Annotated in this window: 13 protein-coding genes; 12 read left to right on the plus strand and 1 reads right to left on the minus strand. The window is 71.5% G+C overall.

Translation table 11 applies throughout. From position 1 onward, the window contains the following. Positions 1–136: 136 nt before the first annotated feature. The 6 genes from AC0VX6_RS24235 to AC0VX6_RS24260 all read left to right on the plus strand — a co-directional run bounded on the left by AC0VX6_RS24235 (position 137) and on the right by AC0VX6_RS24260 (position 8,861). On the plus strand, positions 137–856 hold the full coding sequence (locus AC0VX6_RS24235; RefSeq protein ID WP_274974801.1) for a DUF6069 family protein: 720 nt from the start codon (positions 137–139) through the stop codon (positions 854–856). Positions 857–2,186: 1,330 nt separating this feature from the next. Then, a complete protein-coding gene (locus tag AC0VX6_RS24240; RefSeq protein ID WP_274974802.1) occupies positions 2,187–2,531 on the plus strand; it encodes a hypothetical protein in 345 nt (114 codons plus the stop codon). Next, entirely contained in the window at positions 2,528–2,902 is a 375-nt protein-coding gene (locus tag AC0VX6_RS24245; RefSeq protein WP_274974803.1) for a DUF6507 family protein, read from the plus strand. The genes AC0VX6_RS24240 and AC0VX6_RS24245 overlap by 4 nt, the downstream gene beginning before the upstream one ends. 114 nt (positions 2,903–3,016) lie before the next feature. Next, the gene (locus tag AC0VX6_RS24250; RefSeq protein WP_475466192.1) at positions 3,017–6,478 is read left to right on the plus strand and encodes a hypothetical protein; all 3,462 of its coding nucleotides are present in this window, start codon (positions 3,017–3,019) and stop codon (positions 6,476–6,478) included. A 122-nt stretch (positions 6,479–6,600) separates the two neighbouring features. Continuing rightward, complete coding sequence (locus tag AC0VX6_RS24255) at positions 6,601–7,368, plus strand: immunity 49 family protein (protein ID WP_274974805.1); 768 nt, start codon at positions 6,601–6,603, stop codon at positions 7,366–7,368. A gap of 65 nt (positions 7,369–7,433) precedes the next feature. Next, positions 7,434–8,861 (plus strand): DUF6177 family protein, encoded by a 1,428-nt coding sequence (locus tag AC0VX6_RS24260; RefSeq protein ID WP_475466193.1) that lies wholly within the window; start codon positions 7,434–7,436, stop codon positions 8,859–8,861. A 139-nt stretch (positions 8,862–9,000) separates the two neighbouring features. On the opposite strand, the gene AC0VX6_RS24265 is transcribed toward AC0VX6_RS24260, so the two are convergent. Beyond that, entirely contained in the window at positions 9,001–10,218 is a 1,218-nt protein-coding gene (locus tag AC0VX6_RS24265; RefSeq protein WP_274974807.1) for an ROK family transcriptional regulator, read from the minus strand. Between the two features lie 115 nt (positions 10,219–10,333). On the opposite strand from AC0VX6_RS24265, the gene AC0VX6_RS24270 reads away from it, so the two are divergent. From AC0VX6_RS24270 to AC0VX6_RS24295, 6 genes are read left to right on the plus strand one after another with little or no spacing between them, the layout of a single operon-like run. Continuing rightward, positions 10,334–11,476 carry a Gfo/Idh/MocA family protein gene (locus tag AC0VX6_RS24270; RefSeq protein ID WP_274978250.1) on the plus strand — a complete coding sequence of 381 codons (1,143 nt, stop codon included), beginning with the start codon at positions 10,334–10,336 and terminating at the stop codon, positions 11,474–11,476. Further along, positions 11,473–13,113: a sugar ABC transporter ATP-binding protein gene (locus AC0VX6_RS24275; protein WP_475466195.1), complete on the plus strand. Its 1,641-nt coding sequence runs from the start codon at positions 11,473–11,475 to the stop codon at positions 13,111–13,113. Before AC0VX6_RS24270 ends, AC0VX6_RS24275 begins: the two co-directional genes overlap by 4 nt. Further along, entirely contained in the window at positions 13,110–14,219 is a 1,110-nt protein-coding gene (locus AC0VX6_RS24280) for an ABC transporter permease (RefSeq protein ID WP_274974809.1), read from the plus strand. Before AC0VX6_RS24275 ends, AC0VX6_RS24280 begins: the two co-directional genes overlap by 4 nt. Next, entirely contained in the window at positions 14,216–15,295 is a 1,080-nt protein-coding gene (locus tag AC0VX6_RS24285) for an ABC transporter permease (RefSeq protein ID WP_274974810.1), read from the plus strand. The genes AC0VX6_RS24280 and AC0VX6_RS24285 overlap by 4 nt, the downstream gene beginning before the upstream one ends. A 2-nt stretch (positions 15,296–15,297) precedes the next feature. Continuing rightward, positions 15,298–16,497: a substrate-binding domain-containing protein gene (locus AC0VX6_RS24290; protein WP_274974811.1), complete on the plus strand. Its 1,200-nt coding sequence runs from the start codon at positions 15,298–15,300 to the stop codon at positions 16,495–16,497. Further along, positions 16,498–17,529 (plus strand): sugar phosphate isomerase/epimerase family protein, encoded by a 1,032-nt coding sequence (locus tag AC0VX6_RS24295; RefSeq protein ID WP_475466197.1) that lies wholly within the window; start codon positions 16,498–16,500, stop codon positions 17,527–17,529. It begins immediately after the preceding gene. Positions 17,530–17,626: the final 97 nt, after the last annotated feature.

The raw sequence follows: 17,626 nt of genomic DNA on the forward strand, positions 1-17,626 counted from the left end.
GCGTGACCGTTTTTCGCGGCGCCCCAGGGCGTCCCGCGTGACCAGGCACGATGCGGGTTTTCTCGGTCACCCGTAGTACATGGGTGCATGCGGGGTAGGGGATCGGCCCAGAGGCACAGTATCTGGGGGTACTGGCATGACCGAGATAGGTAGCGAACGACCCGTCAACACCACGAGGCTGTGGTACGGAGGGATGGCCACCGCCGTGGTGGCGGCGCTGGTGATCTTCGCGGGCGCCCTGGTGTTCCGTGGGGTGTTCGGGGTTCCGGTGCTCGCACCGGAGGACGCGGGGGCACTGGGCGACGCGAGCACGGTGGTCTACGCGCTGATGGCCGCCGTGGCGGCGCTGCTGGCCACGGGGCTGATGCACATGCTGCTGCTCAGCGCCCCGCGGGCGATGAAGTTCTTCGGGTGGATCCTGGGGCTGGTCACGGCGATCGCGGCCGTCGCCCCGTTCAGCGAGCCCGTGGACACGTCGAGCCAGGTCAGCACGTCCGTGATCAACCTGGTCACGGGCATCGCGATCATCACCCTGCTGCGGAGCGTGGGGCGCGCCTCCACGCTGAGCGGCCGGACCCCGGGCGACGCCCGGACGGCGTACACGACGCACGAGGCGACCGTGAGGCCGGTCGGAGAACCCGAGCCGGAACCCAGGGACGAGACGCAGGCCGTGGATCCCAGGGAGCCCGTGCAGGGCGAGGAGCCCGCCTTGCGGCACGAGGGCATCCTGCCCGACGTGAAGCAGGGCGAGTACCGCAGGAAGCAGGTCCGCGCCCAGGAGATGGACGCGGAGGCGGAGGAGGCCGGGCGGGACCGGCACGGCCGCCAGGCTCCGGGAGACCAGCACGCCGGGTGACCGGTACGCCGGGCGGCCGACGCACCGTCGGGGCGGCCCGCCGTACGGCCCCGGCGAGCGACCGGACCGGGTGACCCGTGAACCCGGGAACCAGAGCGGCGCCCCCTGACCCGAGGCGCACGAGGGGGCGGAGCCGAGCGGCTCCGCCCCCTTCCGCGTGCCCGGGGCCCGGGCGGGAGGCGTGCCCGTCAGGGGCGGAAAGCCCGTCCGGCGGGGGGTGCGAGGCTCGCCCCGTAGAGGGTGGAGACTCGCCCGGCAGGGGGCGGGAGCCGACGCGACGAAGCACCGCCAAGCGGGGCACATGACCGCAGACGACCCGAAAACGTCACCCGATCCGCATAACTCGCCATCCTCCCCTTTTCTGGCAAAGAAGAAAAACAATTCCCATCGGGGCGAACCAGGGGCGCACGAAGAAACCACCGGCGAAAACTGCGGCGGGCGTTTCGAGGCGCGCAAGCGCGGGAAAAAACAAAGCACAGGAAAGGCGGGGAAAAAGAAAAGGGGAACCGCCGAAACCGCCCTCCGGAGGCGCCGCGCCCGCCCGCGCGCCTCGAAGCCCGAAAACCCCGCCCCTTCTGCCGCTTCCCAGCTCTCCCCCACTCCCCCAAGGCCCCGGAGGACGCTGTCGGCCAGCGGTCGGTGCCCGTACGCGGCACGACCGCGGCGAGCCGCCCCGCGTCGGCCGTCCTCCGGGGCCGCGAAGCGGAGATCCGGCCGCGTCCCCGCCCTCCAGGACCGGCCGGATCTCCTTTTCCGCAAAAGGATGACAAGGGGCACCAGGGGTTCCGGTGTTTCCACCCGGGAATCGTTTTTCCGACCGCCGCACGGCCGAACCGATGGGTGTTCGGACGCACCGGACCCGCGTTCTTCCTTTCGGGGGCTTCTTCCCTTCCGCGGCACCCGTGTAGCGTCCGCGGTTCCGGCGCGGTGGCCGCCCCGGGATGTTCCCGACACTGGGCCCGGGGCCCGTACGCCGCCCGCCGCGCACCGCGCACCGCCTGCCGCGTGGGACGGCCGTGGTCCCCGGCCGGGAGCGGGGCAGGGATCGGGTGCGTCGGATCTGGCCGCATCCGGCCAGGTCCGGATGGCACACCGCACGTATCCGGATGGTTCGGGAACGTCCGCTCTCCACCCGCACTGCTCCCGACCTGGTCTCACCTCCGTGGCGGGTGGCGATCCCCGGCCCGACGGCGTCCGCACCCGCCCCGGCGGATGTCGGTGGAACGCCCCACAATGGAACCATTGCCTACATTCCGCACGTCGGTACACACCGCATGGTGAGTGCCTCCGAGCGGGGCGGCGGAGAGGGCAGGGGAGGAGAGAACGACCGGTGAAGTTCGACATCGTGCACCTTGACCAGGACGGGGAGGCACCCCCGCCGCGAACGCCGGTTCCGGAGGAGGTTCCCGACCGGGCGGAGCGACCGTCACCGCACCCCGGGCTCAGGATCCAGCGGTCCTCGGAGTACATGCGCCTGCGCGCCCGCACCGACCTCACCCGGGTCCGCTCGGCCCTGAACCGCATGCTCCACACCGTCGAGGCGGCCCGGGCCGGGTCCGAGCCCCTCGTCGGCTCCGGCCCCGACGCCAGGCCCGGGTCCTTCCGCCCCGAGGCGTTCCGCTCCCGTCCCACCCCCGAGAAACCCCGTGAACAGCGGCAGGAGGAATCCCCGTGACCGCCTGGGACATCAATCCCCCGGAGATCGGCACCGTGCTCGTCAACACCCTCTCCCACCTCGGCGAGGAGGGCGGGTCCGAGGGCCTGTTCGGCGACATGACCACGATCGAGGAACGCGTCACCACCCTCAGCACCCACATCAACAGCGCACCCATCGGCGTCGCCCTGGGCGAGTTCGCCGAGCACTACTTCGGACTCATGGGCGACATGCTCTCCCTGACCGGCAACGCCGTCACGCAGACCAGCGAGGCGACCACCGCCTACGTCACGGGCAACGAGGAGATGGCGCTGGAGGCGCAGCGCAACGCCGGTGTGGTCCCCGACCCGCCCCCTCCGCCCGCCCCGGGCGGGAACGCCGAACTCGTCTGACCCGACCGCCCCTCACCTCAGCCTCCCCCTGCCGCCTCTCCCCCGGAGTCCTGCCACGTGCTTCCTCCCGACACTCCCCCGAGCGCGCCGCTGTCCGTCGGTGAGCAGACCGGAATGCTCACCGACGGTGAGGACAAGGTCAGCCCCGCGACCTTCCCCGTCCCCACCCCCTCCCCCGACTACATCGAGACCCTGGCCTCCGACCTGCGCGGCGCGGGCGAGTCGGTCGGCGACACCGGGAACGACATCACGTCCACCTGGAGCGGACTGAGTTCCCACTACAAGGCCCCCGAGGCCGAACACCTCTACTCCGTGCTCGAACCGGTGGCCGCTGACGGAGACACGGTCTCGACCGACCTCGGCCACGCCGCGAGCGCGCTGGAGGCCTTCGCCGCCGACCTGCGCGACATCAAGTCCCGCTGGTCCGGTCTGAGCGCCGAGGCCTTCGAGTTCCGGGCCCGCATCGACGCGAAGGGCGAGGACTGGCGCAAGGCCGAGGGCGTGGCAGGTTTCTTCGGGATCGGCGAGAACCCCGACGTGGCGGAGAACAAGCGCCTCATCGACGAGGGAACCCGCATCATCGAGGACTACGCGGACGCCGAACTCGCCTGCGCCAACGCCATCAACCGGTTCGTCCCGGACCGCACCCCGTTCGAGAGGACGCCCTCCGGGGACGGCGCCCTCGATCCCGACGTGTTCTACCACGGCTACGAGGAGGACCTGTCGGACCTGGCCACCGAGTGGGACATGGGCGGGGCCGTCACCGACGAGAGCTGGCTGGTCGACGGCTGGGACGCGGTCTGGGACTTCGGGGTCGGGGCGGTCGAGGGAACCGGCGCGATGCTGGGCATGCACAGCTCCGAGGGCTGGTTCAACATGTCCTGGGGCGACGCCCTGTACGAGTACCACGAGAGCAACATCCAGTCCGTGGCCTCGCTGGTGGGCATGTACGACGCCGAGTCCGACAGCTACGGCTGGTCGGGCTGGGACACCGTCGGCTCGGCGTGGAAGGACCTGGCCCACTCGGTGGTGCCCTGGGAGGAGTGGGGCGAGCGGCCCGGCTACGTGATCGGCACCGCCGTGCTCAACATCGGCGTCACCGCCCTCGGCGCCGCGCTGTCGGCCACCGGTGTGGGAGCGGCGGTCGGCGTCCCGCTGATGGCCTGGCGCGGCATGGCCATCGTGGACGGCATGGGCGGTCGCGGCGGTGACGGCGGATCCGGCGGCTCGACGGACGTCGACGTGGACCTGCCCGCCAATATCCCCACCTTCGGCGGCAGCGGTGCCCCCGTCGTGCGGATCGACACCGGTGCCTTCGACCCCGACGGACTCAGTCCACAGCAGCTGGGTGACCTGAGGGGATCCCTCAACCGCTTGCAGACGATCACGAACGACCCCGCCGACGGCTCGCACGCGGACGGCTCCCCTCCGTCGCGGTCCGCGCCCGTCCAGGGCGACGGTGACCCCTCCCAGCCGAGGAGGCCCGCCGCACAACCGGTCGCGGACCGGGAGAGCGAGGCGGACGAGAGGAACGAGAGAACCGCCGGGTCCGAACCCGAAACCGACCGTGCCAGGGCGGACGATGAACAGGGCCTCCTTGAGGAGGGCGACGGGAACGACCGCGTCAGCTCTCCCGAACCAGCGCTTCAGGACACCTCGGACACCTCCCACCGGCCCTCGCCGACCGAGAGCGGTTCCCAGGACCCGACCGCCGAGCAGCTCAGAGAGAGCGACAGGCTGCTGCGACAGGTCAACAGCATGTTCACGGCTGAGGACCACGCGGACTTCCGGGTCAACCAACGCGCCGAGACCGCCCTGTACGAGGGTGACCGCGCCACCGTGGACCCGGACTCCTCTCCCCTGAAGGACTCCCAGGTCGCGGAGAGGTACGGGCTGGACGGCCGCGCGAACGCCGCGTTCTCCGACATGCGTGCGGTGGCGAGCGACTACCCCCACGTGCGCTGGGAGGGAGGCCCCGGCGACGGACGGGACGGACACGGCGGCCGTGACGAGCCCGAGGCCGACAGGGAGTACGCGACGACGGCACCGCGTCCCCACACCGACACCGCGAGCGCGCAGAAGCCGATTCCGCACAGCCAGGTCCAGCACGTGGACCTGGGGGACAGCAGCGGCCACCGGGTCGACGCCTCACGGATCGGCGTACCCGACGCGCGGAGCGGCTCCGACTCCGGGTTCCGGCACGACCGCGGCTCCGACATGGAGACCCGTCGTCCGGTCGCCGTCGACAGGGCCGACTCCGTGTCGGGCGGCGACGGCGGCTCCGGCGTCGACACGCCTCTTCGGGGCGACGGCCCCTCCGGCCGCGACGGATCCGACCGGACCGACGCCGTCGATGCCGTCCCGGCCGTGGTCACGCCGACGCGTGCTGGCGTCCCTGGGTCCTCCGGCGGCCCGAGCGGAGGTACCGGTGGCTCCGGAAGTCAGAGCGGCCGGAGCGGGTCCGGCGGCACAGGCCCCCAGAACCCGGTGACCAACAGCAGGATGTCCAACCAGGAGAGGTTCGCCGCCGCTCAGAAGTACCTCAAGGGCCGGGTGTGGTCCTCCGGCAAGCAGTTCGTGCAGGACTTCATAGATCTCATCAACCGGGAAAAAGGCCTCTTCCGGATCTACTACAACGAGAAGAATAATCACCGGTGGAGCGAGAAAGCAACGATCGGCAAGTGGGGCGTTCCCCAGATCCAATGGTCTGAATCACTGCGGCGATGGGTCGCCAAAGACAAACTTCCCCCCGCAGCACCGCCCGACTACCTGTTCCCCGAGAAACGTTTCGTTTTCCCGCGACGCGAAAACCATGCGGAAAACGGCAACCTCGATCACCTGGCACGGGAGCGGCTTCAGAAAATCACAGACCTGAAAAAGCGCACGCAAGATTTCGAAAAAGAGGAAAAGGCCCACAAGAAAGACACAAACCATCCTCATGTCACGGAGGCGAAAGCAAAGAAGTCGACCGCACATGACGAGATGGGAAGGGCAAGCGAAACCTACGGAGAGGAGACCGCCAAGTCTTACATCAAGGAGATCTTCAATGGAAAAAGGATCTATGACACCATCAAAAGGCATGGAGGCAAGAAAGTAGTTCACGGCAAAATGACTCTGCCCAGGGTTGAGGGAGGAAACCTCCTAGACAAAGTTGACACGGCCCCCGGCAGCGGAAATTACCAATTTGACCAGATCTACCGAACCAGCGACGGCGGCTTCGTCATTGTCGAGGCAAAGGGTGATGAGAAGACCAGGCTGGGGGACAGAAAAGTTGGCTCCGGCGCAAACGAGAGACGCATCTCACAAGGAGTATATGAGTACCTCAGGGCAACATTCGCTGATATGGAATATCGCGGACTAGAGGACACTAGAGATGAAAAAGAGCTCAAAGAAAAGGGGGTTATCAACGAAGAAGACCTCGCAGATCAGATGAAACAAGCCCTGCGAGACGGGAAACTATACTATACTGAGATCAAGGGAATCACTACGGATTCAGGAGAGCACGGTGGCGTCACCTTCGGCCTGTTCGACATCTCCGAAGGTGAAGAATCAAAAATCGAGGAAGACAAGGAATAATGACATCACCTCCTCGTCGACATGACGCAAGCATGCCCGGATACAAGCGTTACCTGGCAAAGATCGAAAAGAAGCGTGAAACAGAGATCGCTGGCATGGTGAAGGCGCCGTTCACCGCAGGCATGTCTCTGGACAGCTTGGCGCTCGGTGCCAGGGTCACCCTCGCCATGGATCCGGACGCCTCCGAACTGGTCACCTGGGAGGCCTGGACCACCTGGATGCAGGTCTCAGAAGCCGTCTTCGCCATGTCCACCGCGCCCCCGGACACCACGGTCGAACGCCTCATCAACCACAAGATCCGCACCCTGGACGCCATCCCCCCTCGCCACACCAGTGGTGCCGGAACCTGGATCGACGCGTTCTTCCTCGCCATCACCTGCCGCGACGAGGCCCGCGTCCGCTCCCTGTGCCAGATCCCCGTCTCCTTCCTCAAGGAAGCCGGAGAACGGGACGGCGGCGGCTACGACGACTACATCTACCCCTGGGTCGCCGCCCTCCAGGACTTCATCCTCAACCGGCCCGAACTCGGCGACAACCTCTACGAGGCCATGCGGCTCTCCGACCCCGACCACGCCGAGATCAGCAGCGCCGAGAACCTGAACACGTTCGTCTTCCCACCGATGAACGCCCTGTACCGGCTCGCCGAACACGACACCGCCAAGTTCGACGAAGCCATGGCGCAGGGAATCCAGCTCTTCCACGACTACTACACCGCCGACGAGGAACGCACCAAGGACGTCATGGGCGCGGTCCCGCTGTTTCTGCTCGGCATCGCCTGCCTGGCCTACGACATGAACCAGCTCGTCCCGGACTTCGACCCCGACCTCAGCTCGGACTACCTGCCCAAGCACATCCTCCAGCGCAGCTGGCACGGGGAGTTCCCCATCTGAGCGACCAGGCCCCGGCCCCGCCCCACCGCACCGACCCCCGCCCCCGCCCCCGCGAAGGAACCCCGTTGAGCCACGACGTCGTCGCCCTCCTCGCCGAGAGCCCCAGCCGCCGCTCCCTCCTGGACGCGCTGGTCGCCGCCGGTCCCAAGCTGCGGGTCCGGCTCGTGGCCGAGGGCACCGTGGTGCAGCTGCGCGACGACTCCGACCGCCTCGTGATCGCCATGCAGGCGGCGCAGCGGCTCACGGTGTCGGCGGAGGCCGACCGCCTCCTGGGCGACGGGATCACCGACGACCTGCCCGCGCAGCCGCTGTGGGTCGAGGTCCGCGGAACGGAACTAACGGACACCGACACGGCCGCGACGGCACGCCGGTTCGCCCACTGCCTGGTCGAACGGCACGGCGGCGCGGTGTGGGAACCGGAGCGGCGGCTGCCCCGGGACGACGCGCACCTGTTGGGAGCGACCGAGCACCCGGCGGTGAGCACCGTGACCGGGGCGAACGCCGTCCTGGTCCAGGACCGGCCGGTGGTCCCCCTGTCCAGCTGGTTCGTGGACGCGCTGGCCGAGCACGGCCGCCGGGGGCGGGGCCTACAGGTGGTCACCCCGTCCACGAGCGTCATCACCCACGCGCTGCGCTGGTTCCTGAGCAGACCCCGCGCCATGTGGGTCGTCCGCGCCCCGGACGGGCGCTACTACGACGGCTTCAACGGTCTGCCGCTGCTGTGGGACGCGGAGACCGGCTTCGTGCCCAACCCCGGCGTGAACGCGGAGGACGGCCCCAACCAGGCCTTCCGGGCGTCGGCGGACGAGGAACCGGGTACTCACCTGCACGTGGACCTGAGGGTCGACCACCCGGTCGGCGACGGCCTGCTCCTGGGCACCACCGTGGAACTGCTCGCCGAGCACCTGGCCGCGGGCCCGCCCGCGGTGTGGGGCGTCTCCGAGCCCCTGACCAGGGCGTGGGACACCGAGCGGGTCACGGCCATGGCGCGGCGCCGTTCCCCGGGTGAGACCCTGCTGGCCTTCGCTGGACAGCCCGGAGGCGTCCGGGAGGAGGGGGCGCGCCCCCTGGCCGGGAGCCTGCGGGTGTCGCGCACGCCGTCGGGGGTACGCGAGCGGATCCTGTTCTCGGTGGGGTACCGGCCGGGTGAGAGGCCCGACCTGGACGCACTCGACCCCCTGGTGCGCGAGCTGACCGAGCGGGACGGCCTGCGCAGCATGACCGTGCACCGCGCCCTCGGACGCGCCGACCTGACGTACGCGCCCCGGTGGGCGGGCGTGTCCGTCCCGGTCGGGCTGGCCGTGGGGCCGGAGGGGGTCCTGGAGGCGGGACGGGAACGGGCGCTGGCCGCTCCGGTGCCGGGCGTCGCCTTCGGCCCGCCCATGGCCCCGCTGGTCTGGTACCGGATCGGGGACGGGGTGGAACCAGACGCCTGGAGCCGCTACCGCGAGCTGATGGAGCACCTCGACCCCGAACGCGCGTCCGCACGCTGACGGAGCACAAGGCCCGGATGAGCGTCCGCGACCTGACGCAGCGCCCGTACTCCAGCGCCCCGCGTCCCGCGTTCCGAGGCGGTTCCGGCGCGGTGGCCGCCCCGGGACGTTCCCGACGCCGGGCCCGCGCCCGCCCGGCTCAGCCGTTGATCAGCGCGTCGGCGTGCTCGGGGCTCAGGCAGTGCTCGATCACCATGACCGCCGCGCCGACCACGCCCGCGCTCTCGCCCGCCACGGACGAGACGATGCTCAGGTGCTCGGTGGCCAGCGGCAGCGACCGCTGGTAGATGATCTCCCGTACCCCGGCGAGCAGGTGGTCCCCGGCCAGGGCGAGCGCGCCGCCGATGACGATGACCGACGGGTTGAACATGTTGACCGACGCGGCGAGCACCTCGCCGATGTCGCGGCCCGCCTGGCGCAGCGCGCGCAGGGCGGGCACCGACCCGTTGCGGGACAGTTCGACCACGGCGCGGGCGCCGCTCGCGGGCACCCCCTCGGCGGTGAGCGCGGCGGCCAGGGCGGCGCCGCTGGCCACGGCCTCCAGGCAGCCGGTGTTGCCGCAGCGGCAGGGCCGCTCGTCGCCGCTGGGGACGTGGATGTGCCCCATGTCCCCGGCCGCGCCCTGCGCGCCCCGGTAGACGCTGCCCTCGCTGACGATGCCGCAGCCGATGCCCGTGGCGACCTTGACGAACATCAGGTGGCTGGCCTCGGGCCAGGCCGTGTGGTGCTCCCCGATCGCCATGATGTTGACGTCGTTGTCCACCAGGACCGGCACGTCGAGCCGGTCGTGGACGTAGCCGGGCACGTCGAAGTTGTCCCACCCCGGCATGATCGGCGGGTTCACCGCGCGCCCGGTGGTGTGCTGGACGGGGCCGGGCAGGCCGATGCCCAGGCCGAGCAGTTCGTCCACGCGCCGCTCTGCGCCCTCCAGCAGCCTCCGGCCCCGCTCCACGACCCAGTCCAGGACGTGCTCGGGGCCCAGGGCGATGTCCAGGTCCGCGCGCTCCTCGGCGAGCACGGTCCCCGACATGTCGGTGAGGGCGAGGCGGGCGTGGGTGGCTCCCAGGTCGGCGGCCAGGACCACGCGGGCGTCCGGCTGGAACGAGAAGGTCGTGGGCGGCCTGCCCCCGGTGGAGACGGCCTCGCCGGCGGGTCCGATGAGCCCGCTGGCGAGCAGGGCGTCCACGCGCTGGGTGACGGTCGAGCGGGCCAGACCGGTGACCGAGGCCAGCTCCGAGCGGGTGCGCGGTCGGCCGTCGCGCAGGAGTCGGAGCAGGGTGCCCGCACCGGGTGCGGCGGTCGGAGCGACGGCCGTACCGGGTCGTCCCTCCGTGTGGGTCAGCGCGTCTTCCGTCATGCGAACAGTGAAGCACAGGATCTATTGACTGTCCGTCATCCGTCTATTGCAGATAGATCCTACGACTTTTGCTTGACGATCGACAGAAGTCCGGCGTACCGTTCGGTGCATGTCAGTGAGTAAGGTCACAAGCCTGGGTGAGGCGGCCGACCCGGGGTCGGCCGCCCCCAACGCCTACCGCGCCGCGGTGATCGGCACCGGCTTCATGGGACGGGTCCATTCCCACGCAGTCCGCGCCGCGGGAGGCGAGGTCGTCGGGGTCGCGGGCTCCTCCCACGGCAAGGCCGAGCAGTTCCGCACCGCGCACGGCGTCGCCCGGGCCCACGCCGACGCCCTCGAACTCATCCGCAGCGACGACGTGGACGTGGTCCACGTGTGCACGCCCAACCACCTGCACGCGCCGCTGAGCCTGGCCGCCCTGGCCGCGGGCAAGCACGTCGTGTGCGAGAAACCCCTGGCCACCGACGCCGACACCGCCCGCGAGCTGGTCCGGGCCGCGGAGGAGGCCGACCGGATCGCCGTCGTCCCCTTCGCCTACCGCTTCCACCCCATGGCCCGCGAGGCGCGCGCCCGCGTGGCCTCGGGCTCCATCGGCCGCGTCAGCCTCGCCCACGGCGGCTACCTCCAGGACTGGCTCCTGTACCCCGACGAGGACAACTGGCGGGTGGACCCCGAACTGGGCGGCCCCACCCGCGCGTTCGGGGACATCGGCTCGCACTGGTGCGACATGCTGGAGTTCGTCACCGGCGACCGCATCACCTCGGTCAGCGCCCAGACCTCACGGGTCAACGACACCCGCGCCGGGCGGTCGGTGGCCACCGAGGACCTGGTGGCCTTCCAGTTCTCCACCGCGGGGGGCGTGGTCGGCAGCGCCGTCATCAGCCAGGTCTCCCCCGGCCGCAAGAACCGGCTCGTGCTGGAGGTCTCCGGCACCGAGGGCACCCTGCTGTTCGACCAGGAGCGGCCCGAGACCCTCTGGGCGGGCGGCCGGGGCCGCACCTGCACCATCAGCCGCGACGACCCGGAGCTGAGCGCCGACGCCGCGCGCCTGTCCACGACCCCCGTCGGCCACCCGCAGGGCTACCAGGACTGCTTCAACGCGCTCGTGGCCGACACCGGGGCCGCCATCGCCGGGCGGGCCCCCGAGGGCCTGCCGGTGTTCGCCGACGGCCTGCGCGCCGCCGTGCTGGCCGAGGCCGTCCTGACCTCCGCTCGGGAGCGCCGCTGGGTCGACGTGCCGGAGGTGGACGGGGCATGAGCGGCCCGCCCCTGCTCCGCATGAGCGGCATCACCAAGTCCTTCCTGGGCGTGCGCGTCCTGCACGGGATCGACCTGGAACTCCACCCCGGCGAGCTGCACGCCCTGGTCGGTGAGAACGGGGCGGGCAAGTCCACCCTGATGAAGGTGCTGGCCGGTGTGCACCGGGCGGACGGGGGCACGGTCGAGCTGGAGGGCGGCGCCGTCTCCTTCGAGCACCCCGTCCAGGCCCAACGCGCGGGCGTGACCACGGTCTTCCAGGAGTTCAACCTCCTGCCCGACCGCACCGTCGCCGAGAACGTCTTCCTCGGCCGCGAGATCCGCCGCCGCGGCCTGGTGGACGGCCGGGCCATGGAGCGGGCCACCGCCGAACTGCTCGCCGAACTCGGTCTGGAGGGCATCGACCCCCGGGCCCGGGTGCGGTCGCTGTCGGTGGCCGGGCAGCAGATCGTGGAGATCGTCAAGGCGCTCTCGCACGACGCGCGCATCATCTCCATGGACGAGCCGACCGCCGCGCTGGCCGACCACGAGGTGGAGGTCCTCTACCGGATCATCGGCCGCCTGCGCGAACGCGGCGTGGCGGTGCTGTACGTGTCGCACCGCATGCGGGAGATCTTCGACCTGGCCGACACCATCACCGTGCTCAAGGACGGCCACCTCGTGGACACCGTCCCCGCCGGTGAGATCGGTCCGGCCGAGCTGGTCCGCAAGATGGTCGGGCGCCCGGTCTCGGCGGTCTTCCCCGAGCCCCTGGAGCCGAACGGCGAGCACGTGGGACGGGTGCGGCTGTCGGTCACCGGAGGCGGTAACACCCAGCTGGACGGGATCGGATTCGAGGTGCGCGGCGGCGAGATCCTGGGCCTGGGCGGGCTCCAGGGCAGCGGGCGCACCGAGGTGGCCCACGCCCTCTTCGGCGTCGATCGCTTCACCCGGGGCGAGGTCCGCGTGGACGGGCGGCGGGTGGACCCCCGCTCGCCGCGCACGGCGGTGCGCGCGGGCCTGGTGCTGGTCACGGAGGACCGCAAGGCGCAGGGACTGGCGCTGAACCAGTCGGTGGCGGCCAACGGACGCCTGGTCCTGGACGCGGTCTGGCCCCTGGGCTCGGCGCGCGGGGCCCGGCGGCTGCCCGGCATCCTCTCCTCCCTGGAGCTGGTGGCGCGCGGCGGCCAGGACCAGGAGGTCCGGTACCTGTCCGGCGGCAACCAGCAGAAGGTCGTGCTGGCCAAGTGGCTGGCCGCCGAACCCGGCGTGATGGTGCTCGACGAGCCCACGCGCGGCATCGACGTGGGCGCCAAGCAGGCCGTCTACCGGCTCATGCGCGAGCTGGCCGCGGCCGGTGTGGCGATCGTGCTCATCTCCTCCGAGCTGCCCGAGCTGATCGGCATGTCCGACCGGCTGGTCGTCCTGAGGGACGGCCGGGTGGCGGGCGAGCTGCCCGGCGGGGCCGCTGAGGAGGCGGTCATGGCGATGGCCACCGGGTCGCCGCACCCGGGCGGGGCCGCCGCACCGGTCCCCGAGGAGGGCGGAACGGGCGCCCACCGCACCCGCGCGTCGGCCGACCACGCCTCCCCCGGCGCCCCGTCCCCCGGAACCGGCAACGGCGGCTCCCCCGCACGGCACGAGGAGGCCGCCCCGTGACACGCCCACCGACCTCCCCCTTCCGGAGCCTGCGCGCCCGTACGGGCACCACCGGGCTGGTCTACCTGGCCCTGGTGCTGCTGCTCGCGGTCAGCGCGGCCTTCGTGGCCGCCCGGGGCGGCAACCTGTTCACCACCGCCAACACCGTCGACCTGCTCACCCGCAGCAGCCTGCTGGGCTTCCTGGCCATCGGGATGACCCTCGTCATCCTGTGCCGCTCCCTGGACCTGTCGGTCGGCTACGTGGCCGCCCTGTCCACCGTGGTCGCGGCCACCACCATGGCGGGCGACCCCTCCCGGATCGTGCTCGGCGTGGCCGCCGCCCTCGCTCTGGCCGCGCTGATCGGCCTGGTCAACGGGCTGGTGGTCACGGGGCTGCGGGTCAACCCCTTCATCGCCACCCTGGGCATGGGGCTGGTGATCAAGGGCTACCTGGACACGAACTTCCAGGGCCCGGCCGGGGCGGTGCCCCCCGCCTTCCAGGCCTTCGGCTACACCCGGATCGGCGTGCTGCCCGTCTCCACCCTGGTCATGCTGGGCGTGGCGGTGGCGGCGGTGCTGTTCCTGAGCCGCACCCGGATGGGCTACCACATCTACGCCGTCGGCGGCGACGCCGACGTGGCCCGGCTCTCCGGGGTCCGCTCCGGGGTGCCCACGGTCACCGCGCACGTGCTGTGCTCGGTCACCGCCGGTGTGGCCGGTCTGCTGCTGGCCGCCCGGTTCGGCACCGGCAGCGCCACCGTCTACTCCGGGGGCTACGAACTGGAGGCCATCGCGGCCGTGGTGCTGGGCGGGACCTACCTGCTCGGCGGGCGCGGCGGCGTGGCCGGGACCGTGGCGGGGGTGCTCATCCTCGCCACGCTCGACACCGTGTTCAACGTGCTGGCGGTCGACCCGTTCGTCAAGGACGTGCTGCGCGGCGTCATCGTCATCGCGGCCGTGGCCGTCTACGCCCGCGGCGGGCGCTCCGCCGTGCGGACGCGTTTCCCCTCCGGCGGCGCTCCGCCGTCCTCCCCCGTGCCGCGGCCCGACCCGGGCACCGGGACCGCCCCCGATCCGGACCCCGGGACGGGGTCCGCACCGCAACCCCTCGGAGGCCGCCGATGACCCCGACCCCCACCCAGGACGCGCGCGGGTCCGAGTCGCGCGGTCCGGGCCCTCTGGCGGCGCTGGCCGCGCTGGGCCGGGGCGGCACGGCGACCGTCGCGCTGCTGCTGGCGCTGATCTTCGTGGTGATCGCCACCCAGAACCCCTCCTTCTTCGAGGGGCCGCCGCTGATGGCCTTCGCCAAGAAGGCCGCGCCGCTGGTGATCCTGGCCATCGGCCAGTACCTGGTGATCGTCTCCGGGGAGTTCGACCTGTCGGTCGGGTCCCTGGTGGGCGCGCAGGTGGTGATCGCGGCCCGCCTCATCGACGGCGACGAGGCGATGACCTGGCCGGTGATCGGCCTCATGCTGGCCTTCGGCCTGGTCGTGGGCCTGGTGAACGGTCTGGTGACCACGCTGCTGCGGGTGCCGTCGATCATCACCACGCTCGGCACGATGCTCATCCTGTTCGGCGCGGTGCGCTACTGGACCGGCGGGGCGCCCACCGGAGCGCTGACGGAGTCCTTCCGCGTGTTCGGGCGTCAGGGGATCGAGGGCGTGCCCGTCCTCGGCGAGATCCCGTGGGCGCTGCTCATCGCCCTGGCGCTGGCGGCGGGCGCGGTGGTGCTCATGCGCTCGCCCTACGGCCGCTCCCTCGTGGCGACGGGCGACAACGACGTCGCCGCCGCTTTCTCGGGGGTGCGGGTGTGGCGGGTGCGCACGATGGCGTTCGTCGGCTCCTCCCTCATGGCCACCGTCGCCGCCGTCCTCATCGGCGGCTACGCCGGGGTCACCGCGCAGGTCGGCGACGGGCTGGAGTTCACCGCGATCACCGCCGTGGTCCTGGGCGGGGTGGTGCTGGGCGGCGGGCGCGGCACCGTGGTCGCCGCCGTCCTGGGCGCCCTGACCGTGGAGGCCCTGTTCACGCTGTTCAACCAGCTGTACCTGCCCTCGACGCTCCAGCCCACGGTGCAGGGGCTCATCATCATCGCCGCGGTGGCCTACGCCGCCCGCCGGGGCGACCTTCGACTGCCGGAGCGCCTGCGACGGCGACCGGACCATCCGACCGAGCGGCCGCTCGGCACTTCCAGGAGGTAACCATGCGCGTCCCCCGCGTGCTGCTCGCCGGCGCCGCCGGCCTGACCCTGACGCTCACGGCGTGTACGACGGACGCCCCCACCGACGCCCCCGAGGAGGCGGGCGCCGAACTCACCCCCGACGGTGAGTGGTTCGACGAGGCCGAGTTCGAGGCGCAGCTCGCACAGCGCGAGATCACCCCGGAGGGCCCCGAGGACGAGCCCTGGCTCCAGGCGATCGAGCCCGAGTGGATCGACACCTCGGAGTTCGCGCACGACGCGCCCGAGGACGCGACGCTGTGCCTCTCCAACGCCTCGGTGTCCAACCCCTGGCGCGTCACCGGCTTCATCACCATGGAGCAGCAGGTGGAGGCTCTCCAGGAGGAGGGGCGCATCGGCGAGTTCCGGGTGTCGGACGCCGCTGACGACGACAACCAGCAGATCTCCGACATCCAGGCCTTCGTGGACTCCGGGGACTGCGACGTCATCATCATCTCCCCCTCCACCACCGCGACCCTGACCCCGGCGGTGGAGACCGCCTGTGAGAGCGGCGTCCCGGTCGTGGTCTTCGACCGCGGCGTGAACAGCGACTGCATGGTCACGTTCATCCACCCCATCGGCGGCTACGCCTACGGCGCGGACGCGGCCGAGTTCCTGGTCGAGGAGCTGGAGCCCGGCTCGACCGTGCTTGCGCTGCGCATCCTGCCCGGCGTGGACGTGCTCGAACACCGCTGGGCGGCGGCGCAGGAGATCTTCGCCGACAGCGAGCTGGAGGTGCTCGGCCACGAGTTCACCGAGGGCGACGGCGCCATGATCAAGGACCTGGTCTCCCAGCACCTCCAGCGCGGCGAGGTCGACGGCATCTGGATGGACGCCGGGGACGGCGCCGTGGCCGCCCTGGAGGCCTTCGAGGACGCGGGCCAGCCCTACCCGGTGATCTCCGGGGAGGACGAGCTGAGCTTCATGCGCAAGTGGCAGGAGGAGGACCTCACCGCGATCGCGCCCGTCTACTCCAACTTCCAGTGGCGGACCCCGGTCCTGGCCGCCGGCATGATCCTCGCCGGCGAGGAGGTGCCCTCGGAGTGGATCCTGCCCCAGGCTCCGATCCGCCAGGACGAGCTGGACGAGTACCTGGAGCGCAACGCGGAGATGCCGTCCCTGCACTACGCGAAGTTCGGCGGCGAGGACCTGCCCGGCTTCCCCGAGGCCTGGACGGACCGGTAGATGAGGGCGCTGGGGGTCAACACCTGGGTGTGGACGTCGCCGCTGACCGACGCCGCGCTGGAGCGGATCGCGCCCCGCGTGGCGGAGTGGGGGTTCGACGTGATCGAACTCCCCGTGGAGAACGCGGGCGACTGGGACCCCCGGCGCGCCCGGGCCCTGCTGGACGGGCTGGGCCTGGCGGCCAGCGTCGTGCTGGTCATGGGGCCGGGCCGGGAACTGGTCGCGACCGACGCGGCCACCCGCTCGGCCACGCAGGACTACCTCAGGCGGGTCGTGGACGCGGCCGCGGCGGTGGGCTCCCCCGTCGCCGCCGGTCCGGCCTACTCCTCGGTCGGCCGCACGTGGCGGATGTCCCCGCGTGAGCGGGCGGGGATCGGCGCGGAGCTGACCGAGGCGCTGGCCCCCGTGGTCGGGCACTGCTCGGCCGCGGGGGTCCGGCTGGCGGTGGAGCCGCTCAACCGTTACGAGACGAGCGTGCTCAACACGGTGGACCAGGGGCTGGAGATGCTGGCCGACCTGCCCGCGGAGCACTGCGGGCTGGCCCTGGACGTCTACCACATGAACATCGAGGAGCGGGACGTGGCGGCGGCCGTGCGGCGCGCAGGGATGGGAACTGCGCCGGAGGCGGCCTTGAGGGGTGGCGGTCGGGCGACGGAACAAAAAGACACCGCGCCGGAGGCGGCCTTGAGGGGTGGTGGTCGGGCGACGGAACAAAAAGACACCGCGCCGGAGGCGGCCTTGAGGGGTGGTGGTCGGGCGACGGGTGGGCGGGTGGCGCACGTGCAGGTGTGCGCGAACGACCGCGGCGCCCCCGGGGCCGACCACCTGGACTGGAGCGCGATCCTCGGCGCGCTCGACGATGTGGGGTACACAGGCCCCCTGGTGATCGAGTCGTTCACGGCGGACAATGCCAGCATCGCCACGGCGGCCTCCGTCTGGCGACCGTTGGCGGCGACCCAGGACGCGATCGCCGTCGACGGCCTGGCCTTCCTTCGCGCCCTGAGCCGACGAGAGGAGCCGCCGTGCAGGTAGGCAGCGCTCCTCGGGGTCCGCGGTCCGCGCCTGCGGGCGCGCCCGGGCCCCACGGGGGACGGGAGCCGACCGCCGTGTCCGCACCGCGGCCGCCGGT

The sequence above is a fragment of the Nocardiopsis sp. iso_25 genome (assembly GCF_056173305.1).

Excerpts from the sequence above, each read along its gene's own strand:
- AC0VX6_RS24235 (WP_274974801.1), top strand. The coding sequence starts at position 137 with ATGACCGAGATAGGTAGCGAACGACCCGTCAACACCACGAGGCTGTGG.
- AC0VX6_RS24250 (WP_475466192.1), top strand. The coding sequence starts at position 3,017 with ATGCTCACCGACGGTGAGGACAAGGTCAGCCCCGCGACCTTCCCCGTC.
- AC0VX6_RS24255 (WP_274974805.1), top strand. The coding sequence starts at position 6,601 with ATGTCTCTGGACAGCTTGGCGCTCGGTGCCAGGGTCACCCTCGCCATG.
- AC0VX6_RS24265 (WP_274974807.1), bottom strand. The coding sequence starts at position 10,218 with ATGACGGAAGACGCGCTGACCCACACGGAGGGACGACCCGGTACGGCC.
- AC0VX6_RS24275 (WP_475466195.1), top strand. The coding sequence starts at position 11,473 with ATGAGCGGCCCGCCCCTGCTCCGCATGAGCGGCATCACCAAGTCCTTC.
- AC0VX6_RS24285 (WP_274974810.1), top strand. The coding sequence starts at position 14,216 with ATGACCCCGACCCCCACCCAGGACGCGCGCGGGTCCGAGTCGCGCGGT.
- AC0VX6_RS24290 (WP_274974811.1), top strand. The coding sequence starts at position 15,298 with ATGCGCGTCCCCCGCGTGCTGCTCGCCGGCGCCGCCGGCCTGACCCTG.
- AC0VX6_RS24295 (WP_475466197.1), top strand. The coding sequence starts at position 16,498 with ATGAGGGCGCTGGGGGTCAACACCTGGGTGTGGACGTCGCCGCTGACC.